Source organism: Neisseria sp. HMSC070F02 (assembly GCF_001814225.1).
In the GTDB taxonomy this organism is placed as follows: domain Bacteria; phylum Pseudomonadota; class Gammaproteobacteria; order Burkholderiales; family Neisseriaceae; genus Neisseria; species Neisseria meningitidis.
Genome location: NZ_KV815435.1, coordinates 70,960 through 93,119 on the forward strand (window position 1 = coordinate 70,960; position 22,160 = coordinate 93,119).

Sequence of the window (22,160 nt, forward strand, 5' to 3'; positions counted from 1 at the left end):
GCGGCTTCGTCGCCTAATCCTGATTTTTGTTAATCCACTATACCGTCCAACCGTTTTCCGAGCGCGCACTATGTCTGCACCCATCCAAGCATTTGACCCGCTAACCGTCCCCATTTCCGGCACCAACCTGATTGAGGCCTCTGCCGGCACCGGAAAAACCTACGGCATTGCCGCCCTGTTTACGCGCCTGATCGTATTGGAACAAAAAAACGTCGAGCGCGTATTGGTCGTTACCTTCACCAAAGCCGCCACCGCCGAGTTGAAAACACGCCTGCGCGCACGTTTGGACGATGTGTTGCAGGTTTTAGAAAGTAAAGAAATTGCCAAACTTGGAGACGACACGCTTTCAGACGGCATCGCCGCCTACTGCGCCGAACACCACAAAGGCGACACCTTCCTGCCCGCACTCTTAAAACAGGCTTTGCAAAAAGAGGGCCGGACGCGTCTGATTGTCCGCCTCAAAGCCGCCATCGGGCAATTCGACAACGCCGCCATCTATACCATCCACGGCTTCTGCCAGCGCATCCTGCGCGACTACGCGTTTTTGTGCCAAGCACCGTTCGATGTCGAACTGACCGAAGAAGACGGCGACCGCCTGCTTGTCCCGGCGCAAGATTTTTGGCGGGAACGCGTCAGCAATGATCCGGTGCTTGCCGCATTGGCGTTTAAACGCAAAGCTGTGCCGCAAACCGTCCTTGCCCAAATCCGCGCCTACCTGTCCCGCCCGTACCTGAATTTCCGCCGTCCGCAAACCGATTTGCCGCAAGCCCGGGATGCCGCTTTGGCAAGCTGGCAAAACATTTGCGGAAATCTGGCTGAATTAAAAGAAACTTTTTGGCGCATCCATCCCCTTTTAAACGGCAATTCATATCGGAAAAACAGTTTTGCCGAACTGTTTGACGCATTGGAACAAAAAGCCCTGTCGCCGGATTTGCCCTTTTTGGAGGCAAAGCTGCACGAACGGCTCTTGAAACTTGCGTCCGACAAACTCGAAGCCGGACTGAAAAAAGGCAAAACGCCCGATGCGGCAGTATTTGCCGAATTGCAGAAACTGGCAGACTTCAGGCGTGATTTGGACGCACTCGAAGAAGCGGAAGAAGCAACAATAATCCGGCTGCAACTGGATTTAATCGGATACCTCAACCGCAGCCTTGCCGAGATGAAAAAATCGCGCCGCGAACGCGGTTTCGACGACCTGCTGCTCGATGTCCACACCGCGCTGACCGACAATCCGCACGCCGAAACCCTCGCCCGCGCCGTTGCCGAAAACTGGGAAACCGCGCTGATCGACGAGTTCCAAGACACCGACCCGCTGCAATACGAAATCTTCCAAAAAATCTTCATCGCCCAAAACCGACCGCTGTTCCTCGTCGGCGATCCCAAACAGGCGATTTACAGCTTTCGCGGAGCGGACATTTACGCCTACCTTCAGGCGGCGGAAGACGCGCGGCACCGCTACACGCTCGCCACCAACTACCGCAGCCACGCCGCGCTTATCGGCAGCATAGGCGCGCTGTTCCGCCTCAAAGAACGCCCGTTCGTTTTGGAAAACATCGGCTATTCGGAAGTCGGTGCGGCGCGTGCCGAAAGCAGGTTGTCCCCCGAACGTCCTGCCGTACAGGTTCGTTGGCTGCACGAAAACGACAATGAAAAAGCCAACAAAGACGTTTTGCGCCGCCGTGCCGCCGACTATTGCGCCGACGAAATCGCCCACGCGCTCAACGAAGCCGCCGAATGCCGTCTGAATTTCAAAGGCTGCCCGTTGCAGTCGGGCGATATTGCCGTGCTGGTACGCACGCACAACGAGGCGGTGATGGTTTCCGCTGCCCTGAAAAAACGGCAGGTGCAAAGCGTCCTGCTTTCGCGCGAATCCGTGTTCGCCTCGCCCGAAGCCGCCGCCCTTTCCGCACTCATCGGCTTCTGGCTCGAACCGCGCCGCGCCGGAACGCTGCGCTTTGTCCTGACAAGCGGCATATTCGGTTATGACGCGCAGCAATTGCACGACTTCAACCAAAACGAAAGCGAGATTTTGCATTGGGCGGAATCTGCCCGAACCGCGCTCGACAACTGGAATCAATACGGCATTTTCGCCGCCATGCAGCAATTTTCCCAAACACACGGCATCGAAACGCGCCTCTTAAGCCGGAACAACGGGCGCAGCCTGACCAATTATTTCCAACTGCTCGAACTGCTTGCCGCCGAAGACGCGCAAAACCGCAACCCCGCCGCGCTGCACAAATGGTTGCGCGACCAAATCAGCCTGGCCGGCAACAACAGCGGCGACAACCGCGCCATCCGTCTGGAAAGCGACGAAGATTTGGTCAAAATCGTTACCATGCACGCCTCGAAAGGTTTGCAGTATCCGCTGGTATACTGCCCGTTTGCGTGGGACGCGCAAGATACCGGACCGTCCGACTGGCAAATCCTCCACCAAAGCGCAAACCGAACCGAACTGTTGGCAAAGGCGCAACTGTCGGAAGACGAACAGAAGCAATACGCCGACGAAGAAATGGCGGAACGCCTGCGCCTGCTTTATGTCGCGCTGACGCGTGCCGAGGAACAGCTCAACATCTACGCCGCCTATTCTTCCGATACCGCCGACAACCCCCTCGCCTACCTGATTGAAGGCTTGCCGCAAGACAGCCGCGAAACCGTCCGCCAAACCTATGACCGGGAAAAAGACGGCATCGCGATGCTCAAACGCAACTGGCGGCGTTTGACGGACAATGCCCCGGCCGGCACGGATTTCGCCTTCACAGAAGATGCGCCGCCCCCTGCCGCCTATCGCGGCAACGCCGGTCAAACCGCCGAATTTGCCGCAAACAGCATTCCCGAACGCAGATTCCGATTTGTCCGCCACACCAGCTTTACCGCCTTAAGCCGCCATACCCAAACGCCCGACGGCGGCGAAGAAGATGCCTGCCCGTCCTTGGATGCCGCCGAAACCTCGGTGCCGGCGATGCCGTCTGAAACGCCGACGGCTTCAGACGGCATATCGATACACGATTTTCCGAAAGGCACGCAGGCGGGGCTGTGCCTGCACGAAATTCTTGAAGATTTCAAATTCGGACAAGCAGCCGCCGGACAGGAAACTCTCATTGCCGACAAGCTGAAAAAATACGGATTTGAAGAAATATGGCTGCCTGCCGTTGCCGAAATGGCGGAAGCCTGCCAGAAAACGCCGCTGACGGGGGCATACTGCCTGTCCGACATCCCGCCCGAGTGCCGCTGTCCCGAAATGGGCTTTACCCTCCACACCGAAGACTTCGGCCTCAAACGGCTGCGCGACTGGTTTGCCCGCGACGATATCCGATTGCCCGAAGTCTGCCGTGCCGCCGCCGAAACGCTCGACTTCCACACCGTCAACGGCTTTTTAAACGGCTTTATCGATATGGTCTGCCAAGACCCCGACGGCAATATCTGCGTCATCGACTACAAATCAAACCATCTCGGCGCGGACGCATCCGCCTACACGCAACAGGCGATGGACGAAGCCGTCGCGCACCACCACTATTACCTTCAGGCGCTGATTTACGCCGTTGCCGCCGCACGCTACTTCAAACTGCGCGGACAACCGCCCGCCGCCGTTTCCGTCCGCTACCTGTTTTTGCGCGGATTGGATGGCAAAGGCGGCGGCGTTTGGCGTTGGGACATAGATGCCGCCGCTTTGGAACAGATAAAATAACTTCCCGTCCCTTAAGACGACAACCGCAGGAGAACCCTATGAATATCAAACACCTGATTACCGCCGCACTCATTGCCTCAGCCGCCTTTGCCGCGCAGGCAGCCCCGCAAAAACCCCTATCCGCCGCCCAAACCGCGCAACATCCGGCCGTTTGGATCGATGTCCGTTCCGAACAGGAATTTAGCGAAGGTCATTTGCACAACGCGGTCAACATCCCCGTCGACCAAATCGTCCGCCGCATACACGAAGCCGCGCCCGACAAAGACACGCCGGTCAACCTCTACTGCCGCAGCGGACGGCGTGCCAAAGCCGCCCTTCAGGAGCTGAAAAAAGCAGGTTATACAAATGTTGCCAATCACGGCGGTTATGAAGACCTGCTCAAAAAAGGGATGAAATGACGCAATGCCGTCTGAAAGGACAGGCTTTCAGACGGCATACGACACCCCAGCACGCGGCGCAACATCGGGCGCGGCGCGTGCCGCCCCGTCCGAAGCCTGATAAACAAACCGAAAAGGAAAAAGGAAATACGATGAAACACATACTCCCCCTGATTGCCGCATCCGCACTCTGCATTTCAACCGCTTCGGCACATCCTGCCAGCGAACCGCAAACCCAAAACGAAACCGCTATGACCACGCATACCCTCACCTCAAAATACAGTTTTGACGAAACCGTCAGCCGCCTTGAAACCGCCATAAAAAGCAAAGGGATGGACATTTTTGCCGTCATCGACCATCAGGAAGCCGCCCACCGAAACGGCTTAACGATGCAGCCGGCAAAAGTCATCGTCTTCGGCACGCCCAAAGCCGGCACGCCGCTGATGGTCAAAGACCCCGCCTTCGCCCTGCAACTGCCCCTGCGCGTCCTCGTTACCGAAACAGACGGCAAAGTACGCGCCGCCTATACCGATACGCGCGCCCTCATCGCCGGCAGCCGCATCGGTTTTGACGAAGTGGCAAACACTTTGGCAAACGCCGAAAAACTGATACAAAAAACCGTAGGCGAATAAGCCCGTCGCCGACATATGGCGGATGGAAATCAAACACACACGCCCCTCATTCCCACGAAGTCGGGAATCCAAGCGGTTGGGTTACCGTGATTTTCAATCATTGCCGAAACGGACGATTCCGGATTCCCGCCCTTGCGGGGATGACGGGCGTGTGCGTTTTGCCATATCACAGGCAACTTTGCCGCAAATCTTATCTGTCGCCGGTATGCCTTCTTGTTTCAATCCGCCACAAACCAAATGCCGTCTGAAACCTGATTTCAGACGGCATTTCCGTTTATTCCCTGCTGTCACGGCAAATATCGATGGCTTCCTGCAAACTCGAAACGCCGTAGATTTTCAGGTTCGGAAACTCTTTGGCGTTGCGCGGCATATTGGCTTTGGGAACGATGGCGCGTTTGAAGCCGAGTTTTTCCGCTTCTTTGAGCCGCTCTTGCCCGCGTGCGACGGGGCGGACTTCGCCGCTTAAGCCGATTTCGCCGAAAACCACGGTTTTTTCAGGCATAGGGCGGTTGCGGAAGCTGGAAAGCATCGCGAGGATGACCGCCAAATCCGCCGCCGGTTCGCCGATTTTCACGCCGCCGACGGCGTTGAGGAACACATCCTGATCGAAACAGGCGATGCCGCCGTGGCGGTTTAACACGGCAAGCAGCATCGCAAGACGGTTTTGTTCCAGTCCGACGGTGAGGCGTTTGGGCGTGAAGCCGTGCGCGTCATCGACCAATGCCTGAATTTCGACCAAAAGCGGGCGGCTGCCTTCCTGTGTAACCAAAACGCACGAGCCGGGCGTATCGTCGCGGTAGCTGGCGAGGAAGATGGCGGACGGGTTGGACACACCTTTCAAACCGTTTTCCGTCATCGCGAACACGCCCAGTTCGTTTGCCGCGCCGAAGCGGTTTTTGATGGCGCGTATCATGCGGTAGTTGGAATGTTGGTCGCCCTCGAAATACAGCACGGTATCAACCATGTGTTCCAGCACGCGCGGGCCGGCAATCGCGCCGTCTTTGGTCACGTGTCCGACCAGTATCATGGCGATGCCCATCTGTTTCGCCATGCGCGTCAGTTGGGCGGCACACTCGCGCACCTGCGACACGGAGCCGGGGGCGGACGTGATTTGGTCGGAATACATGGTTTGGATAGAGTCGATGACGACAACTTCGGGCTGATGCTGTTTCAAGGCCGCCTGAATCGCTTCCATGCGGATTTCGGCAAGAAGGTTTACGCCGTCGGTCGGCAGTTCCAAACGCTGCGCGCGCAGGGCGACTTGTTGGGCGGATTCTTCGCCGGAAACGTATAGCACTTTACGGCTTTGCGCCATTTTGGCGATGGTTTGCAACAGCAGCGTGGATTTGCCGATGCCAGGGTCGCCGCCGAGCAGGATGACCGCGCCATCGACCAAACCGCCGCCCAATACGCGGTCGAGTTCGCCCATGCCGGTCGGGTTGCGCGGCACTTCGGTCGCGGTAACGGCGGAGAGGGATTGGACGGTCGAGGTATCCGCCGCCCAAGATTGGAAACGGGCGTTTTTCGGCTCGGGCGCGGCAAGGCTTTCCTGAAGCGTGTTCCACTCGCCGCAATGCGGGCATTTACCCTGCCATTTCGGGGAGGTGCCGCCGCATTCGGTGCATTGGTAAAGGGTTTTAAGCGTTTTTGCCATCGGTTTTCCCTGCATCTGAAAACAAAAATGCCGTCTGAAAATAGGGACGGTTGGGATTACGCCAATACGGCAACACCGCCGCCGTCATGTACTATCCGTACACGGCGGATATTGCCGTATTACCTAATTTTCCATCCCTCGGCTTTCAGACGGCATATCGGGCGGTTTCCTGCCGGCTTACCCGCCGTGATACTGCCGCGACAGCTCGTGTACGGTATCGACTAAGATTTTGGCGTGTTCGGGGTCGGCGTGTTGGTTGATGCCGTGTCCGAGGTTGAAGACATGGCCGCTGCCGTGTCCGTAGTCGGCTAGGATACGTGCGGCTTCGGTGCGGATGGATTCCGGCGTACCGAAGAGGGCGAACGGGTCGAAGTTACCTTGCAGGGCGACTTGCTTGCCGACGCGGCGGCGTGCTTCGCCGATGTTGCACGTCCAGTCCAAGCCCAATGCGTCTGCGCCGATTTCTGCCATGCTTTCCAGCCACAGCCCGCCGCCTTTGGCAAACACGATAACAGGCACGCGCCTGCCTTCGCTTTCGCGTTTGAGTCCGGCAACAATTTGGCGGATGTATTTGAGGCTGAATTCTTTAAACGCCGCGTCGCTCAACACGCCGCCCCAAGTGTCGAAAATCTGCACCGCCTGCGCGCCCGCGTCGATTTGGGCGTTGAGGTAGGCGGTAACGGCTTGGGCGTTGGTATCGAGGATTTTGTGCAGCAAATCAGGGCGCGAGTACATCATGGTTTTGATGGTGCGGAATTCTTTGCTGCCGCCGCCTTCGACCATATAACAGGCGAGCGTGAACGGGCTGCCGGAGAAGCCGATAAGCGGTACGCGGCCGTCCAGTGCTTTACGGATGGAGCTGACGGCATCAAAGACGTATTGCAGTTTTTCCATATCGGGGACGTGCAATTTGGCAATGTCGTCCTCGTGTTGCAGGGCGCGTTTGAATTTCGGGCCTTCGCCTTCGGCAAAATACAGTCCCAAGCCCATTGCGTCGGGGACGGTCAGGATGTCGGAAAACAGAATCGCCGCGTCCAAATCGAAGCGTTCTAAGGGCTGGATGGTAACTTCGGTCGCCAATTCGGTGTTTTTACACAAATCGAGGAAGCTGCCCGCTTTCGCGCGTGTGGCTTTGTATTCGGGCAGATAACGCCCCGCCTGACGCATCATCCAAATCGGCGTGTATTCGACGGGCTGTTTAAGCAGGGCGCGGAGGAAGGTATCGTTTTTTAAAAGAGTCATACGGGTTTTCTGTCAGTCTGTTTGTCAAGTGAAATGGTTTTCAGACGGCATTTCAACGATGCCGTCTGAAGGTTTCAATGGGTTTCGGCGGAAGGTCGGTTTTCCTCGGCAACGCTTGCCAAAACCAAGTTGCGCTGCGCCTCCGCCTTCTGCGGTTCTCCGGTTTCGTCAAAAACCTTTGCCAGAACCAAACGCGCGGAAATACTCGGCTTTAATGCAATGCTCGCTTCAAGGTAGCCTTTTGCCTTGCCCCAAAGTTTGCGGCCGTAGGCGAGCCGACCGAGATACATCAGCAGAAGCGCATTATCGGGCTGTTCTTTCAGCCAAGCATCGGCAAAATCGATGGCTTTCTGCTGATCGCGTTCGCCCAAAAAGCGCACGCTTTCGACAAAGGCTTCCAAAAGTTCGGGTCGGCGGTTGTGCGGATAATGCTGTTTGACCCATTTGACCGCATCGGCATACAGTCCCAAACGTTCGTACTTTTCCGCAACCGATACGCTCAATTCCCCGTTTTTGAGGCTGTCGGGAATCCGCTTCAGGCAGGTTTTCAAAGCGGCGGCATCGGCAGCATCCGCCAGCTGGCGGCGGTATGCCCAATTTTGATACCGTTCCATTTCCGATTTGCCCAACGCGCCCGCCTTGGAAAGTTTTTCGGTTTTTGCCAGAACCTGCAACGCGTCGCCCCTGTCGAAAGCGTAACGAAGTTGCAGACGCACGAGGCGCGTAAGGTTGGCATTCATCTTCGCCGCCGCATAAAGATTGGCTTCCGCCGCTTCGTAATCGCGCCGGTTCAACGCCGATTCCGCCAACAAAAGATAACGGGAAAGCTGCTGTTTTTCCGGCAGTTTGGCGATTTCCGCAAGATAACGGTCGCGCAGCTCGATGTTTTCCATCTGTCCGGCGGCGTGCGCACCCAGCATCAATGCCAAAGTCCGGTTGTCGCCCGCCTCTTTGTTGCCCAACACGCGCGAGGCTTCAAGTTCCGCCTTTTCAAAACGCCCTTCAAAATACGCCAAACCCGCCTTGTTCAAGGCAAGCGCGGCCTTGCGGCCTTTACGCGCCGAACCGAAACGCTGCATCTTTTCGGGGATATTGAATACGCCGATAATGAATTTAAACAGGAAATACCACACCACGACGGCAATCAGCGAACCTAACACAAAAGCGTGCAGGTTGATTCTGAGCATGGTCTGTCCGAGTACGATATACACGTCGCCGGTGTAAATGCCCGAAGCCAGCGCCAGTCCGACGGCGGCGGCAAACAGGACGACAATCCAGACTACCGTTTTCATGCGCGTTCTCCTTTAGCGGACGGCGAACGCCCTGCCTTTTCCGGTACGGGCTGTTTTTTTGCAGGCTGTTCCGGTTTGCGTTCCGAAGGCAGGGACGGTGCTTCTATGGTCTTCACATCCGATGCGGCAGCCGGTTCGGAAGCTGTGTTTTCGTTTGCCGGTTCGGAAGCCGCCTGTTCTGCTTCTTGATTTTCCGCCGCCGTCATGCGCGTACCGTCGCGATAGGCGCGGACGGCATTTAGGCTGTTTTTCAAACCATCATCCGCAGTCATGCGCACATCCAACGCCTTCAATTCCGCCAGTTCTTTCAGCCACGACTGCGTGGCGGGAGACTTGGCATCGAAATACTGTCTGACGGCGGCTTCGGCATTGTTCAAATCGCCCTGATAGACTTCGCTGTTGCGCTGCATTAATGCAGTGCGCACATCCAAAAGGCGAAGGCGCAGGTTTTCACGCACAAAATATGCCTGTTCGGGAGAAATCAGCATGGCATCGTTGTTTTCCAAACGGCGGATTTCGACCAGCCCCTTCAATGTGCCGAGGGATTTTTCCCATACGTTCTGCCACCATGAAGCGGAAGCGGCTTCGTTCTTCACCTGTACGCCCGGTTTCAATACGCCGTCCAAAATCAGCGGCAGTCCGAATACGGCGGTTTCCAGCCTGTCGAGGCGCAATGCCGTGCCGGAAATATCGACATAGGGACGGTTTTTCAGTTCCGCCAAGTCGCTGCTGACTGCCTGTTTGATCGGCAGAAGCTCTGCCTGATCGAAACGGGACAGGCGGCTGTCGATATGCTCCAACACGCCGACTGCCGTTTGGATATTGCCGGTCAACACCAGCTGTTGCGCTGCCAAATTGAGTATGGTATCGGTTTCGTCCACCAGCCAATCGGCACGCCCTTTAGTCAGCTCGCGATAGGCTTTTTGCGTCATCAGAATCTGTTCGCCGTTGGCTTTGACACCGCTGTCCAAACGGTCGAGCTCTGATTGTATGGCGGCTTGCCGGTTGAGGTTGTCTTTCAACAGGGCGGCGTTTTCCGACTCGCCCAAAGCGGCTTTGTCGATTTTTTGGTTGAATGCCAGCTCTTGGTTTTTCAAGACATTCTGTCCTTGGACAAACAAAAAACCACTTGTACCCAAACCCAATGCCGCCAATACCAGGGCGCAGACTGCCAAAGCGTTGCTGCCGGACTGTTTGACGATAAAAGGAGCGGCAGGAATGTGTACTTCTGTTTCGTTTTCTTTGCGTGGGGAAGAGGTTTCAGACGGCATTTCTTTTGATGCCTGTATCTCGCGTACGGGTTCGGATGATTTGTTTTCAGGTTCGCCCACCGTTTTGCTCCTTATTAATTTGAGGTTCCGGGAAAGACCATGCCGTCTGAAACGGAAATGGAAGAATGGGAAAGCGCGGCTTCCAGCGTAGGGACGGTTTCGACCGAACACACGCCTTCGCGCTTCAATGCCTCCGCAATGCGCGGATGATGGGTAAAGTATAGCAAGGATTTGAAGAATCGGGAAAATTGCGGCGGAAGCTGTCCGAACAGCAAGCGCACGAGTTCTGTGGACGTAATATAGGCGGCGGCAATATTTTCGGTTTGGAAATTTTGAAAGTTCAAAGGTTTATGCCGTCTGAAATAGACTTCTGCCACCTCCGTCCGAAAACCTTTCTCCTGCAAGGCATTCATCAGAAAATCCCGCCCGCCGTGTCCGCGCACAAACAATACGCGCGCACCTTCGGGCAGACTGTTCCAAACCGTCAGGCGCAAAACCGCCTCGCTGTCGTTGCCGTCTTCGGGCGCGATGACCGTTCTGCCCAAACAGCGTTCCAATGCACGGCGGCTGCCCTGCCCTACGGAAATGTGCATCTTTATGCCGTCTGAAAGGTTAAGGTACGGGACGGCGGTTTCAACGGCGGTCGGACTGACCCAAAACACGGCATCCGCACGGGCATATTGTTCGGACAAAAGTTCCAGTCCGGCAGCATCTGCTTCGATTTCAATCGGGCTCAACACTTCCGCCTGCCATCCGGCACGACGGCAGGTTTCCACATCGTCCTTCGCCCTACCCGACGGTCGGACAATCAGCATGATGGGTTTCACTGTTTCCATCGCCTTATCCGCCCCGATTACCGGGAAAAATCAGCATCGTTGAAATTCGCCTGCGCGGTTTGCGGCGTACAGCCGACCCGTGCGACTTCCTTGCCCCTACGCTCCACAACAACACCGCTGCTTTCCGTATGAGTCACGGAATCGAAGCCCGTCCATACGGTGTACATAAATTCGCCGTTTTGGAATTTCATCGTTGCCCGGCGTCCGCTGCCCATGCCTTGCCACCTGTCGGAACGCCCCAACAGGTCAGCTTTGCTGTTGCGTATGGCAATTTCTTTTTTTGCCGCACTGCCGAACGAATATTCGTAAAGATTGCGGTTGATTTTTTGAACTTCTATATATTTGTTGTTGTCCGTTTTACAGGAAAACACCGTATCCGCCCACACGGTTCGGGTCGCAGCCGACAGAAGCAATACAGCAGAAAGGAACATTTTTTTCATCGTATTTCCTTAATGGTTGAAACTCCGCCATTTGGACATCCGTCCTTCGTGGCAGCAGCATCAGATTTTATTTGAGAGGGGTGTAACCCCTTCCAAATTAGGGCAACACATAGGGCAACGCTTTATGTGTCGTCCTGCGTGTTGAAACATCATTGCCCGTATCCTGAAATAGAAAAGAAAATGCCCGTTTTACGGTCTTCTTTCCGACAAAATGCCGTCTGAAACGGATTTCAGACGGCATGGTCGAAAATTATTGCGCGGCAAGCGGCTTGAGCAGCAAGGTTTCGCCGCTTTGCACAACTTTTTCAAGCAGGTCGATATTGGGATGCTTGCCGGGATGGGCGCGCGCGTCGGCAACGTGTTCGGCAAACCATATCAAACCCTGTTCTGCCGCTTCTTTGTCCAATTTTCCGTCAAAACGTTCTGCCAAAGCGTTGTACAACTTGAGCGAACCGAGCTTACCCTGAACGGCAGGAATGTGGTGAACCGTTTTGCCATCTGCATCCTGAACGTCCAAACCGCCCAGATGGTCGATTGAAGAAAATGTGGCGAGATAGTCTTGAAAATTCATATCAAATCCGAAAATCAGTCAGTTAGCGCGTGCCGAAAATCTTGTCGCCCGCATCGCCCAAGCCGGGGATGATGTAGCCGTTCTCGTTCAAGTGGCTGTCGAGCGCGGCGGTGTAAATCGTAACGTCGGGATGCGCGTCGTTGACCGCCTTCACACCCTCGGGCGCGGCAACCAGCACCAGTGCCTTGATGTTTTTGCAGCCCTTGGCTTTCAAAAGGTCGATGGTGGCAACCATCGAACCGCCCGTCGCCAGCATCGGGTCGATAATCAGGGCAGGACGTTCGTCCATGCTGTCCACGAATTTCTCGAAGTAGGAAACGGGTTTCAGCGTTTCCTCGTCGCGCTGCAGTCCGACTACGCTGATTTTGGCAGTCGGAATCAGGTCGAGTACGCCGTCAAGCATACCCAAACCTGCACGCAGGATGGGAACGACGGTCAATGTTTTGCCCTTGATGCGATCGCCTTCAATCTGACCGCACCATCCGTCGATAAGGTATTTTTCGATTTCAAAATCACGGCTTGCCTCGTATGCCATCAGGCGCGCCAGCTCGATGGCAAGCGTCCGGAATTTGTAGGTGCTGCAATCCGCCTCCCTCATCAGGGTTAATTTGTGGCGGACGAGCGGATGGTTGATAACATTAACGTTCATCGCGGTGTTCCAGTGTGATTTTGAGACGCGCCATTATACTTTTTTTTGATTTGCCGGAAAAGAAAATGCCGTCTGAAACACGTTCAGACGGCATTGCCGAATCCATCAGGCTTTCAGCAGCTCTTGCAGCTCGCCTGCCTCATACATTTCCATCAGGATGTCCGAACCGCCGACAAACTCGCCGTTCACATAAAGTTGGGGGATGGTCGGCCAGTCGCTGTATTCCTTAATGCCTTGGCGTACTTCGGGATTTTCCAATACGTTGACGGTAACGTAATCGGTGCAGCCTGCCGCGTTCAGGATTTGCACGGCGCGGGAAGAGAAACCGCATTGCGGAAACTGCTTCGTACCTTTCATAAACAATACGACGCGGTGTGTCGTTACTACTTCTTTAATTTGGTCGTGGATGGAAGCCATCGCTTATTCCTTTTGATAAAGTTGACAAAATTTGTCAGGTAGGACGCATTATACGCAAAAGCGGAAACTTCCCACAATATTTGCCGTATATCGCGCAGTATCAATGTTGTGAACGGAAATATTCCCACTCCTCGACAATCCTACTGTCCGGCAAATGGCACAGGGCATATCCGCCGCCGCTTTCGTCTTTTTTTACTTCCCGTCTGCCGCCTTTGGCAATGCAGAATTTGGAAGCGGAATTTGCCATGCCTGTCCGAAACGTGTTGGCAGGCAGCCGGCAGCAGCGCGGACATGCATACGGATGAATTGCCTCCATGGTTTTCCTTATCGTCGGTACAGGGTCAGACGGTCCGCATATCGGGTACTTTTTTAAACAGCCGGTAAAAGTTTTCCGTCGTGTATGCCGCAACCTGTTCCAATGTTTGATTCCGCAATTTGGCGATATGTTCGGCGGTATGGCGCACAAAAGCCGGTTCGTTCTGCCTGCCTCGTTTGGGAACGGGGGCGAGGAACGGCGCATCGGTTTCCACCAAAATGCGGTCGTCCGGCACATATTTTGCCGCCTCCTGAACCAAGGGTGCGTTTTTAAAGGTAACGATTCCCGAGAAAGAAATATAAAGCCCCAAATCCATTGCTGCACGGGCAAAACCGATGTCTTCGGAAAAACAGTGGATAACGCCCGAATTAACCCGGCATTCTTTCAGGATAGACAAGGTGTCCGCCGCCGCATCACGCGTATGGACGATAACGGGCAGTCCGGTTTGATTGGCTGCTTCGATGTGGTCTGCAAAGCGTTTGTGTTGCCAGGACAAATCGCCTTTGCACCAGTAATAATCCAAACCCGTCTCGCCAATGCCGACCACTTTCGGCGAGGCGGCTGCGGCAACCATTTCCGCAATAGAAAATTCTTCGGCTTCCTTGCTGTCGGGATGTACGCCTATTGTGCAGTAAATATGTTCATAAACTTCGGCGATAGCGGATACTTCGGCAAAACTTTCCCTGCTGACGCTGATGGCGAGCGCCTGCCCCACGCCGTTTGCTTCCATGTTGGACAAAACTTCGGGCAGGCGTTCTTTCAAACCTTCAAAATTGAGGTGGCAGTGCGAATCGATGATATGCATGGCGTTACATGGTAAACGTAGGTCTGCTGCCGCCGATTGTGTTGCCCAGTTCGACTTCGATCTGGTCTTTGACTTTCAGGCAGTTTTCGTGTTTTGTGAATGCCAGCCCCACCCCTTTGGGTTTGGAGGAAGTACGCGCAGGATTGATCCAGGCGACTTTGGTCGGCAGGAACAGTTTGGGGAAGTTGAGGATTTCTACGGCAAGCAGAATATCGTCCCCGATGGAAAATACGTCGTTGGTCTGCACAAACAGACCGCCGTGTTCCAAAAACGGCATGTAGGAGCTGTACAGCAGATTCATGTCTTTCAGCTGCAACGACATCATTTTTGCCGGAATATTTTGTCCGTCTGACATAATTCACCCGTTCTCTTTCTTCAATTCCAAATAGTTGATGAGCAGATGCTCGATCTGCATTTTGACATTTAAAGTATGAAACCCGTAGGGGGCAAGCTGTTTGAGCATATCCTCCGCCGCAAATACATTGCGCGGACGGAAACCGGATACCGTCTGAAGCAGCCTGTCTTCATAAGCGGGATAATAGACGGGTTTCATGTGTTGCAGGCACAATCCCAAATCGACCAGCCATTTCTGCATCCACCCGACAAATACGGCGAGCGGAAGTTTTTCCTTATCGAAAAGCGCGGCGTAATCCAAAATCTTCAACAACCTTGGTTCTGCCAAAATATCCAACAGTTTAATCCGCAACGCACGGACACCGTCCGCCTCATCAAACAGCGGCGCTCCGGAATGGAAAGCCAGACGTTCCTCAGGTTCCGCCACACCCCTTTCACGCAGATATGCCAATGCCTCTTCATGGGAAGGCGCGGGCAAAACCATCTTCCGGCAGCGGCTTTTAATGGTCGGTAAAACCTTGTCCGCCGCGTGGCTGACCAGCAAAAAGACCACTTGTGGCGGCGGTTCTTCCAACACTTTCAACAAACTGTTGGCGGCTTGGACATTCATACTTTCCGCAGGATGAATCAGGATCACGCGCAAACCGCCCCGTACCGAAGTCAGGTACACATTATCGATGATTTCCCTGACGGCATCGATTTTGATCTGCAACAGTTTGCGTCCGTTTTCGGGTTCGTCCGACAAGGGGGTGATTTCGTAAAAATCGGGATGGCTTCCCTGTCCAAACAGATGGCAGGACATACATTCGCCACAGGGTTTGCAGCCCGGTGCAGGGGTTTCGCACAACAGTGCCTTCGCCGCAAAGCGGGCAAATGTAGTTTTCCCCGTATCTTTTTTGCCGGCAAACAGCCATGCATTGGGACGACGCTCCCAATGTTCCGCAATCTGCCGCCATTGCTCATTATGCCACGGATAAATCATTTCAAACCATCCGTCCGGAAATCCATACCGCCATCAGAGCAGTTCCAAATCGGGGCTGGAACTTTGCGCGCGGCGGCTGCGCAACTGTACCGCCAAACGCAAATCGTGTGCGGAATCGGCATTTTTCAATGCTTCTTGCAGGGAAATATCGCCTTTTTCATACAATTGGTAAAGGTGTTGATCGAAGGTCTGCATACCCAGGGTAGTGGATTTTTTCATCACTTCTTTGATTTCATGGATGTTGCCGTTGTGAATCAACTCCGAAATCAGGGGCGAATTGAGCAGCACCTCGACTGCCGCCACCCTGCCCTTGCCGCCGTCTCGCGGAACGAGGCGTTGCGAAATAAACGCCTGAAGGTTGAGCGACAAATCCGTCAGCAATTGTTCGCGCCGCTCCTCGGGGAAAAAGTTGATGATGCGGTCGAGTGCCTGATTGGTGCTGTTGGCGTGCAGCGTCGCCATACACAAATGCCCCGTTTCGGCAAAGGCGATGGCGTAGTCCATTGTTTCGCGGTCGCGGATTTCGCCGATAAGGATGACATCCGGCGCCTGACGCAGCGTGTTTTTCAACGCCGCCATCCAGTTTTCCGTATCCACGCCGACCTCGCGCTGGGTGATGATGCAGTTTTTGTGTTCGTGGACAAACTCGATCGGGTCTTCGATGGTGATGATGTGTCCGAACGAATTTTCATTGCGGTAATCGATAAGCGAGGCAAGCGAAGTCGATTTGCCCGAGCCGGTGCCGCCGACAAAAATAACCAGCCCGCGTTTTTTCAGCGCGACATCCTTCAAGACCGGCGGCAGGTTGAGGCTTTCAAACTTGGGAATCTTGCTGGTAATCGCACGGAATACCAACGCCGTCGCGCCGCGCTGTATCATCGCATTGACGCGGAAGCGGCTGGTGTCCGGCAGGCTGATGGCGAAGTTGCACTCGTTGGTCGATGAAAATTCTTCCGCCTGCTTCGCACTCATAATCGAAAAGGCGATTTCCATACATTTTTCCGCCGTCAGCGGCTCGTCCGTGATGCGGGTGATTTTGCCGTCCAACTTCATCGCGGGCGGGAAATGGGTCGTCACGAACAGGTCGGAACCTTTGTTTTGGTTCATATGGCGCAGCCATGCGAACAGTTCTTCCTTTGCGGTCATATTTTCATCGGTAAACATCCTCGTCCCCTAATCTTCAAACAATCTGTACCTTCCCATTCTACCAAAAACCCGCCGTGCCGTCTGAAACCGTTTCAGACGGCACGGACAAACCACCTCCACTCAATCCTGCCGTGTTAGCGTGTATAATCAGGCATTCTATCCGAAATTCACAACAGGTCAGCAATATGTCTTTGAAAACAGTAGCCGTTATCGGCGCAATGGAACAAGAAATCGAGCTTTTGCGCGAGATGATGGAAAATGTCAAAGCCGTCTCTTTCGGCAAGTTTACCGCCTATGAAGGCGAATTAGCGGGAAAACGCATGGTGCTTGCATTGAGCGGCATCGGCAAGGTCAACGCGGCGGTTGCAACGGCTTGGATTATCCGTGAATTCGCAGCGGACTGCGTCATCAACACCGGCAGCGCGGGCGGTTTGGGCAAGGGTTTGAAAGTCGGCGACGTGGTGATTGGCACGGAAACCGCACACCACGATGTCGATGTAACCGCATTCGGCTATGTTTGGGGACAAGTGCCGCAACTGCCCGCCGTATTCGTTTCAGACGACCTCTTGGTCGGCAAGGCAAAACGGGCGGCGCGGACGTTTGAAGGCGCGGCGGTAGAACAAGGTCTGATTGTCAGCGGCGACCGCTTCGTCCACAGCAGCGAAGGCGTGGCGGAAATCCGCAAGCACTTCCCCGAAGTTAAGGCGGTAGAAATGGAAGCGGCGGCAATCGCCCAAACCTGTCATCAGTTGGAAACGCCTTTCGTCATCATCCGCGCGGTTTCCGATTCGGCAGATGAAAAAGCAGACATCAGCTTTGACGAATTTTTGAAAACGGCGGCGGCAAGTTCTGCAAAAATGGTGGCAGAAATCGTCAAATCTTTATAAAACCTTTATCAAATCATGCCAAAACAGCGGTTTTCCGTTAGAATATCGGGCTATTTCCACGTTGCGCCCGATATTCGGACGCAACGCCGTTTGTTCAGACGGCATTTCCCAAACCCACTGTCCGACATTCAAAACAACTCTAATGAAAAATATCCGAAATTTCTCCATCATTGCCCACATCGACCACGGCAAATCGACGCTTGCCGACCGCTTCATCCAATATTGCGGCGGTTTGGATTTGCGCGAAATGAGTACGCAGGTACTCGATTCCATGGACATCGAAAAAGAGCGCGGCATTACCATTAAAGCGCAAACCGCCGCGCTCAACTATAAAGCACGCGACGGGCAGGTGTATCAACTCAACCTGATTGACACGCCGGGACACGTCGACTTCTCTTACGAAGTCTCTCGTTCGCTCTCTGCCTGCGAAGGCGCGCTTTTGGTCGTTGACGCGTCGCAGGGCGTGGAAGCGCAAACTGTGGCGAACTGCTATACCGCGATTGATTTGGGCGTGGAGGTTGTGCCTGTTTTAAACAAAATCGACCTGCCCGCCGCCGACCCCGAACGCGTGGAACAAGAAATCGAAGACATTATCGGCATCGATGCCGTCGGTGCGGTGCAATGTTCCGCCAAAAGCGGCATCGGCGTGGAAGACGTTTTAGAAGAAATCGTTGCCAAAATCCCTGCGCCGACCGGCGACGAAAACGCGCCGCTGCAAGCCGTGATCGTCGATTCGTGGTTTGACAACTATGTCGGCGTGGTCATGCTGATTCGAGTGAAAAACGGCACCATCAAACTGAAAGACAAAGTGCGCTTTATGAGCACCAAGGCGGAAACGCAGGTCGAGCAGCTGGGCGTATTCACACCGAAATCGGTTCAGAAACAAGAACTCAAAGCCGGCGAAGTGGGCTTTTTGATTACTGGCGTAAAAGAATTGGGTCAGGCGAAAGTTGGCGATACGGTTACACTGGTTGCCAACCCTGCCACTGAGCCGCTGCCCGGCTTCCAAGAAGTACAAAGCCAAGTATTCGCCGGACTTTATCCCGTGGAAAGCCACGACTACGAAGCCTTGCGCGACGCTTTGGAAAAATTGCAGCTTAACGACGCTTCGTTGAAATTCGAGCCTGAAGTTTCCCAGGCATTGGGCTTCGGCTTCCGTTGCGGCTTCTTGGGTCTGCTGCACTTGGAAATCGTGCAGGAACGTTTGGAGCGCGAGTTCGACATGGACTTGATTACCACCGCGCCGACGGTGGTTTACGAAGTCGTGTTGAAAAACGGTGAGAAAATCGAAGTTGAAAACCCGTCCAAACTGCCCGACATCGGCAGCATCGAAACCATTCTCGAGCCGATTATTACCGCGACCATCCTCGTGCCGCAGGAATACGTCGGCAACGTCATGACTTTGTGTAACCAAAAGCGCGGCGTTCAGGTCAATATGCAATATATGGGCCGCCAAGTCATGCTGACTTATGATTTGCCGATGAACGAAGTCGTCATGGACTTCTTCGACAAACTCAAATCCACTTCGCGCGGTTATGCTTCGTTGGACTACCATTTCAAAGAGTTCCAACCGTCTGATTTGATTAAGCTGGATATTATGGTCAACGGCGAAAAAGTCGATGCCTTAAGCCTGATTGTGCACCGTCAAAGCGCGGTTCACCGAGGCCGCGAGCTGGCATCGAAAATGCGCGAGCTGATTCCGCGCCAAATGTTCGACATTGCCGTCCAAGCCGCCATCGGCAGCCAGATTATCGCCCGCGAAAACGTCAAAGCACTGCGTAAAAACGTCTTGGCGAAATGTTACGGCGGCGATATTACGCGTAAGAAAAAACTGCTTGAAAAACAAAAGGCAGGTAAACGCCGTATGAAACAAGTGGGCAATGTGGAAATTCCGCAAAGCGCGTTCTTGGCGATTTTGCAGGTGAGCGACAAATAACTCTGGCACACAGGGCGGCGCGTCGGGAACACCCCTCAAACCGCCCTGATTTCAGGGGCACGCGCCCGCAAACAAATTTTGCAATTTGCCGCCTTAAAACAGTTGCACGGCCGGGCGGGTTTTTAACCGTTGAGGAACAACAATGAACACAATGCTAATGTCGGGCGCGGCTGCCGCGCTGCTTGCCGGCATCATCCTTTATTTCAAAAGCGACAAGAAGCGGCAGGAAAACGGGGAATGGAGTTCCGGCCTTGAATACGCCTATATCCTGACAGCGGTCGGCGTGTTTGCCGCTTTGTCCCTGTTTATGAGCTTTACCGCCGTTTTCCTGATTTTCGTTGTATTGTGCGGTACGGCTTGGGGGGTATATAAATACCGCCTGAAGACTCATCCCGAAATCTCGGAAAGCAGCCACTTCGGCGATTATTTCGGCAGTTTCTTCCCTACCGTTTTGGTATTGTTCCTCATCCGGTCGTTTATCGCCGAACCGTTCCAAATCCCGTCCAGCTCGATGCGCCCGGGCCTGATCAAGGGCGATTTCATTTTGGTCGGCAAATTTTCCTACGGCCTGCGCGTACCCGTTTTAAACAATGTATTCATCCCCACGGGCAAAATCGAACGGGGCGATGTGGTCGTTTTTAATTATCCTTTGCAACCGGAGATGACCTACATCAAGCGTATTGTCGGCATTCCGGGCGATGTGGTCGAATATCGGAATAAAGTTTTGACGGTAAACGGAAAACCTGCTTCCGATATTCCTGACGGCACATACCGTTATCCCGACGACACCGACCCTTCCGAAATCCACAATACGGATATGTTCCGCAGCGGTTTGGACGGCAAATCCTTCAATATTCTGAAAAAAGAAGGACAGCCTGCCGTTTCCCTGCCCGTATTGGGCAAATATACCTCCGATATTATGTCTGAAAACGGATATTCCATAGAGCAAAGCGGTTTGGAACACTGCCAATATGCCGACGACGGCAGCGGTTTCGTGTGCAAAGTTCCCGAAGGACGCTATTTCGCTATGGGCGACAACCGCGACAACAGTGCCGATTCGCGCTACTGGGGATTTGTGGATGACAAGCTGGTTGTCGGCAAGGCAATGTTCATTTTGATGAACTTCGGCGATTTCGGCAGGGCCGGTACGGCAATCCGTTAGGCCGGAAAATTACGCCGGAACATCAAAAATGCCATCCGAACCCTGTTTCAGACGGCATTTTTATCATCAAACGCCTTGTTTCCCTGCCGGCAGCCTCGGGGATAATATAGTGGATTAAATTTAATCCACTATATTTCCGTTTGTGTGGAAACCCATCCCATTGAATAAAGGGCATTTCGTCCGACTGACGGTGTGGGCGGCATATGGAAATACGGACATTATTTTAGTTGCATTGCCATTCCAGCGGAGGCGGCTTTTTTGATTCTGCCCGCCCCGATGCCGTCTGAAAGGGCTTCAGACGGCATTTTCCGCTCCGCGCCGTTGCCGGCGTGTTTGGTCTTGCCGGTTTTGACTGCCTGCCAGTTCAATCGTACGCAGGTTTGCCACGGCAGAAAATCTGATGCCGGACGGAGTCAAGGCTCGGACTGCTGTTTCAGCGAACCGAGATAAATTGCCGAAAGCGTCAGCGCCACCCCTGCCCACTGCACGCCTTCAATCGGTTTGCCCAATCCGAAATAATCGATGAACAGGGCGGCAACCGGTTCGGACAAAAGCAGCAGCCCCGTCAGCGACAGCGAAAGCAGCGGAATCGCATAGGCAACCATCGCCCACGCGAAGCACTGCATCACCACGCCGTACACAAGCACCAAACCCGCATCTTTCCAAGTCGTCGGATAAAGCGCGCCGCCGTCCATCAGCAATGCCGGAACAACCAACGATACCGCGCCGCCTAAACTCAAAATCATCATTGAAGGGAAAAGCGCCACCGGCTCGACTTCATGAGTCTTGCGGACGAACACCATCGACAGGGCAAGCATCAGCCCGGACACCAAACCGCTGACGAATCCCCAAACCGCATTACCGTTGTAGCCGAATTCCGCACCGGCAATCATCGCCACACCGGCAACTGCCGATATTAAGCCTGCCTTTTTCAGCCCGCTCAAACGCTCGCCGAAAAAGAAAACACCGATTGCCGACAAGAAAAAGATTTGCAGGCTGTTGAGCAGGGTGGAAATACCCGGCCCGACCGCGTGTATGCTTTCGTGCCACAACGCCAAATCGAAAGCGAGAAACACGCCCGCCGTCAGGGCATATCGGACGGTTTTCCTGTTTTTTGGGAATTTTTGCCCGAAAAACCGTGCTAAAAACCAAAATACGAACACCGAAATCAGCAACCGCCAAAATGCGATTGCATACGAACCGACGGGGACGGATCTGACAATCAGACTGCCCAGACCGAACACCACGCAACCCAGCACCAGCAATGGTGCGGCATATTTTTTGCCGTTACCGACCACAATATCCCCTCCCTTCCCCATACGGCTGCCGCGCCGACGGCAAGAATGCCGCCATTCCGAAAATATGCCGTCTGAAGCCCAAAGCCCCGGCTGCACCCGGACAAACGGCTGATTTTACGGGCAGGCCGACTATTTTCCGTTGGGGCAAAAAACCGTCCTGCCAGATAAAACCCGAATATAGTGGATTAACAAAAACCAGTACAGCGTT

The 22,160-nt window shown here is 54.2% G+C and carries 22 protein-coding genes; 6 read left to right on the forward strand and 16 right to left on the reverse strand.

Going from position 1 to position 22,160, the window contains the following annotated elements; all coding sequences use genetic code 11:
- Nucleotides 1–70: 70 nt before the first annotated feature.
- From recB to HMPREF2959_RS06465, 3 genes are all read left to right on the forward strand, one after another.
- Nucleotides 71–3,685: an exodeoxyribonuclease V subunit beta gene (recB, locus tag HMPREF2959_RS06455; protein WP_002243413.1), complete on the forward strand. Its 3,615-nt coding sequence runs from the start codon at nucleotides 71–73 to the stop codon at nucleotides 3,683–3,685.
- Nucleotides 3,686–3,723: 38 nt separating this feature from the next.
- Nucleotides 3,724–4,083: a rhodanese-like domain-containing protein gene (locus HMPREF2959_RS06460; protein WP_002221191.1), complete on the forward strand. Its 360-nt coding sequence runs from the start codon at nucleotides 3,724–3,726 to the stop codon at nucleotides 4,081–4,083.
- Between the two features lie 131 nt (nucleotides 4,084–4,214).
- A complete protein-coding gene (locus HMPREF2959_RS06465) occupies nucleotides 4,215–4,694 on the forward strand; it encodes a DUF302 domain-containing protein (RefSeq protein WP_002224595.1) in 480 nt (159 codons plus the stop codon).
- A gap of 274 nt (nucleotides 4,695–4,968) precedes the next feature.
- Here the strand turns inward: HMPREF2959_RS06465 and radA are convergent, their stop codons facing one another.
- From radA to HMPREF2959_RS06540, 14 genes are all read right to left on the reverse strand, one after another.
- Nucleotides 4,969–6,348: a DNA repair protein RadA gene (radA, locus tag HMPREF2959_RS06470; protein WP_002235637.1), complete on the reverse strand. Its 1,380-nt coding sequence runs from the start codon at nucleotides 6,346–6,348 to the stop codon at nucleotides 4,969–4,971.
- A gap of 177 nt (nucleotides 6,349–6,525) precedes the next feature.
- Nucleotides 6,526–7,590, reverse strand: a complete 1,065-nt coding sequence (hemE, locus tag HMPREF2959_RS06475) for a uroporphyrinogen decarboxylase (protein WP_002239667.1) — start codon at nucleotides 7,588–7,590, stop codon at nucleotides 6,526–6,528.
- Nucleotides 7,591–7,664: 74 nt separating this feature from the next.
- Complete coding sequence (locus tag HMPREF2959_RS06480) at nucleotides 7,665–8,882, reverse strand: heme biosynthesis protein HemY (protein ID WP_002243412.1); 1,218 nt, start codon at nucleotides 8,880–8,882, stop codon at nucleotides 7,665–7,667.
- A complete protein-coding gene (locus tag HMPREF2959_RS06485; protein WP_002243411.1) occupies nucleotides 8,879–10,213 on the reverse strand; it encodes a uroporphyrinogen-III C-methyltransferase in 1,335 nt (444 codons plus the stop codon). The genes HMPREF2959_RS06480 and HMPREF2959_RS06485 overlap by 4 nt, the downstream gene beginning before the upstream one ends.
- A gap of 14 nt (nucleotides 10,214–10,227) precedes the next feature.
- Nucleotides 10,228–10,989, reverse strand: coding sequence for a uroporphyrinogen-III synthase (locus HMPREF2959_RS06490; RefSeq protein WP_002232081.1), 762 nt, complete (start codon nucleotides 10,987–10,989; stop codon nucleotides 10,228–10,230).
- 17 nt (nucleotides 10,990–11,006) lie between these two features.
- Entirely contained in the window at nucleotides 11,007–11,429 is a 423-nt protein-coding gene (locus HMPREF2959_RS06495; RefSeq protein ID WP_002243410.1) for a protein Gly1ORF1, read from the reverse strand.
- A gap of 250 nt (nucleotides 11,430–11,679) precedes the next feature.
- Nucleotides 11,680–12,000: a DUF2322 family protein gene (locus HMPREF2959_RS06500; RefSeq protein WP_002224602.1), complete on the reverse strand. Its 321-nt coding sequence runs from the start codon at nucleotides 11,998–12,000 to the stop codon at nucleotides 11,680–11,682.
- 22 nt (nucleotides 12,001–12,022) lie between these two features.
- Nucleotides 12,023–12,649, reverse strand: a complete 627-nt coding sequence (upp, locus tag HMPREF2959_RS06505; protein WP_002214002.1) for a uracil phosphoribosyltransferase — start codon at nucleotides 12,647–12,649, stop codon at nucleotides 12,023–12,025.
- A gap of 105 nt (nucleotides 12,650–12,754) precedes the next feature.
- Entirely contained in the window at nucleotides 12,755–13,066 is a 312-nt protein-coding gene (gene grxD / locus HMPREF2959_RS06515) for a Grx4 family monothiol glutaredoxin (protein ID WP_002214004.1), read from the reverse strand.
- A gap of 100 nt (nucleotides 13,067–13,166) precedes the next feature.
- Nucleotides 13,167–13,382 (reverse strand): putative hemolysin, encoded by a 216-nt coding sequence (locus HMPREF2959_RS06520; RefSeq protein ID WP_002243409.1) that lies wholly within the window; start codon nucleotides 13,380–13,382, stop codon nucleotides 13,167–13,169.
- Nucleotides 13,383–13,407: 25 nt separating this feature from the next.
- Complete coding sequence (locus HMPREF2959_RS06525; RefSeq protein WP_002229248.1) at nucleotides 13,408–14,187, reverse strand: TatD family hydrolase; 780 nt, start codon at nucleotides 14,185–14,187, stop codon at nucleotides 13,408–13,410.
- A gap of 4 nt (nucleotides 14,188–14,191) precedes the next feature.
- A complete protein-coding gene (locus tag HMPREF2959_RS06530; protein WP_002214009.1) occupies nucleotides 14,192–14,542 on the reverse strand; it encodes a PilZ domain-containing protein in 351 nt (116 codons plus the stop codon).
- 3 nt (nucleotides 14,543–14,545) lie between these two features.
- Complete coding sequence (locus HMPREF2959_RS06535; RefSeq protein ID WP_002222732.1) at nucleotides 14,546–15,523, reverse strand: DNA polymerase III subunit delta'; 978 nt, start codon at nucleotides 15,521–15,523, stop codon at nucleotides 14,546–14,548.
- A gap of 33 nt (nucleotides 15,524–15,556) precedes the next feature.
- Nucleotides 15,557–16,687, reverse strand: a complete 1,131-nt coding sequence (locus HMPREF2959_RS06540) for a PilT/PilU family type 4a pilus ATPase (RefSeq protein ID WP_002232075.1) — start codon at nucleotides 16,685–16,687, stop codon at nucleotides 15,557–15,559.
- Between the two features lie 167 nt (nucleotides 16,688–16,854).
- On the opposite strand from HMPREF2959_RS06540, the gene HMPREF2959_RS06545 reads away from it, so the two are divergent.
- The 3 genes from HMPREF2959_RS06545 (at nucleotide 16,855) to lepB (ending at nucleotide 20,654) form a co-directional block, all read left to right on the forward strand.
- Nucleotides 16,855–17,556, forward strand: coding sequence for a 5'-methylthioadenosine/adenosylhomocysteine nucleosidase (locus tag HMPREF2959_RS06545; RefSeq protein ID WP_002224607.1), 702 nt, complete (start codon nucleotides 16,855–16,857; stop codon nucleotides 17,554–17,556).
- Between the two features lie 142 nt (nucleotides 17,557–17,698).
- Complete coding sequence (gene lepA / locus HMPREF2959_RS06550; protein WP_002219536.1) at nucleotides 17,699–19,492, forward strand: translation elongation factor 4; 1,794 nt, start codon at nucleotides 17,699–17,701, stop codon at nucleotides 19,490–19,492.
- Between the two features lie 142 nt (nucleotides 19,493–19,634).
- Nucleotides 19,635–20,654: a signal peptidase I gene (lepB, locus tag HMPREF2959_RS06555; protein WP_002243408.1), complete on the forward strand. Its 1,020-nt coding sequence runs from the start codon at nucleotides 19,635–19,637 to the stop codon at nucleotides 20,652–20,654.
- 218 nt (nucleotides 20,655–20,872) lie between these two features.
- Here the strand turns inward: lepB and HMPREF2959_RS12615 are convergent, their stop codons facing one another.
- Nucleotides 20,873–21,022 (reverse strand): hypothetical protein, encoded by a 150-nt coding sequence (locus tag HMPREF2959_RS12615; RefSeq protein WP_003708054.1) that lies wholly within the window; start codon nucleotides 21,020–21,022, stop codon nucleotides 20,873–20,875.
- A gap of 45 nt (nucleotides 21,023–21,067) precedes the next feature.
- A complete protein-coding gene (locus HMPREF2959_RS06565) occupies nucleotides 21,068–21,973 on the reverse strand; it encodes a DMT family transporter (protein WP_033915023.1) in 906 nt (301 codons plus the stop codon).
- Between the last annotated feature and the right edge of the window lie 187 nt (nucleotides 21,974–22,160).

Excerpts from the sequence above, each read along its gene's own strand:
- recB (WP_002243413.1), top strand. The coding sequence starts at position 71 with ATGTCTGCACCCATCCAAGCATTTGACCCGCTAACCGTCCCCATTTCC.
- HMPREF2959_RS06460 (WP_002221191.1), top strand. The coding sequence starts at position 3,724 with ATGAATATCAAACACCTGATTACCGCCGCACTCATTGCCTCAGCCGCC.
- HMPREF2959_RS06465 (WP_002224595.1), top strand. The coding sequence starts at position 4,215 with ATGAAACACATACTCCCCCTGATTGCCGCATCCGCACTCTGCATTTCA.
- radA (WP_002235637.1), bottom strand. The coding sequence starts at position 6,348 with ATGGCAAAAACGCTTAAAACCCTTTACCAATGCACCGAATGCGGCGGC.
- hemE (WP_002239667.1), bottom strand. The coding sequence starts at position 7,590 with ATGACTCTTTTAAAAAACGATACCTTCCTCCGCGCCCTGCTTAAACAG.
- HMPREF2959_RS06480 (WP_002243412.1), bottom strand. The coding sequence starts at position 8,882 with ATGAAAACGGTAGTCTGGATTGTCGTCCTGTTTGCCGCCGCCGTCGGA.
- HMPREF2959_RS06490 (WP_002232081.1), bottom strand. The coding sequence starts at position 10,989 with ATGGAAACAGTGAAACCCATCATGCTGATTGTCCGACCGTCGGGTAGG.
- HMPREF2959_RS06495 (WP_002243410.1), bottom strand. The coding sequence starts at position 11,429 with ATGAAAAAAATGTTCCTTTCTGCTGTATTGCTTCTGTCGGCTGCGACC.
- HMPREF2959_RS06500 (WP_002224602.1), bottom strand. The coding sequence starts at position 12,000 with ATGAATTTTCAAGACTATCTCGCCACATTTTCTTCAATCGACCATCTG.
- upp (WP_002214002.1), bottom strand. The coding sequence starts at position 12,649 with ATGAACGTTAATGTTATCAACCATCCGCTCGTCCGCCACAAATTAACC.
- grxD (WP_002214004.1), bottom strand. The coding sequence starts at position 13,066 with ATGGCTTCCATCCACGACCAAATTAAAGAAGTAGTAACGACACACCGC.
- HMPREF2959_RS06520 (WP_002243409.1), bottom strand. The coding sequence starts at position 13,382 with ATGGAGGCAATTCATCCGTATGCATGTCCGCGCTGCTGCCGGCTGCCT.
- HMPREF2959_RS06525 (WP_002229248.1), bottom strand. The coding sequence starts at position 14,187 with ATGCATATCATCGATTCGCACTGCCACCTCAATTTTGAAGGTTTGAAA.
- HMPREF2959_RS06530 (WP_002214009.1), bottom strand. The coding sequence starts at position 14,542 with ATGTCAGACGGACAAAATATTCCGGCAAAAATGATGTCGTTGCAGCTG.
- HMPREF2959_RS06535 (WP_002222732.1), bottom strand. The coding sequence starts at position 15,523 with ATGATTTATCCGTGGCATAATGAGCAATGGCGGCAGATTGCGGAACAT.
- HMPREF2959_RS06540 (WP_002232075.1), bottom strand. The coding sequence starts at position 16,687 with ATGTTTACCGATGAAAATATGACCGCAAAGGAAGAACTGTTCGCATGG.
- HMPREF2959_RS06545 (WP_002224607.1), top strand. The coding sequence starts at position 16,855 with ATGTCTTTGAAAACAGTAGCCGTTATCGGCGCAATGGAACAAGAAATC.
- lepA (WP_002219536.1), top strand. The coding sequence starts at position 17,699 with ATGAAAAATATCCGAAATTTCTCCATCATTGCCCACATCGACCACGGC.
- lepB (WP_002243408.1), top strand. The coding sequence starts at position 19,635 with ATGAACACAATGCTAATGTCGGGCGCGGCTGCCGCGCTGCTTGCCGGC.
- HMPREF2959_RS06565 (WP_033915023.1), bottom strand. The coding sequence starts at position 21,973 with ATGGGGAAGGGAGGGGATATTGTGGTCGGTAACGGCAAAAAATATGCC.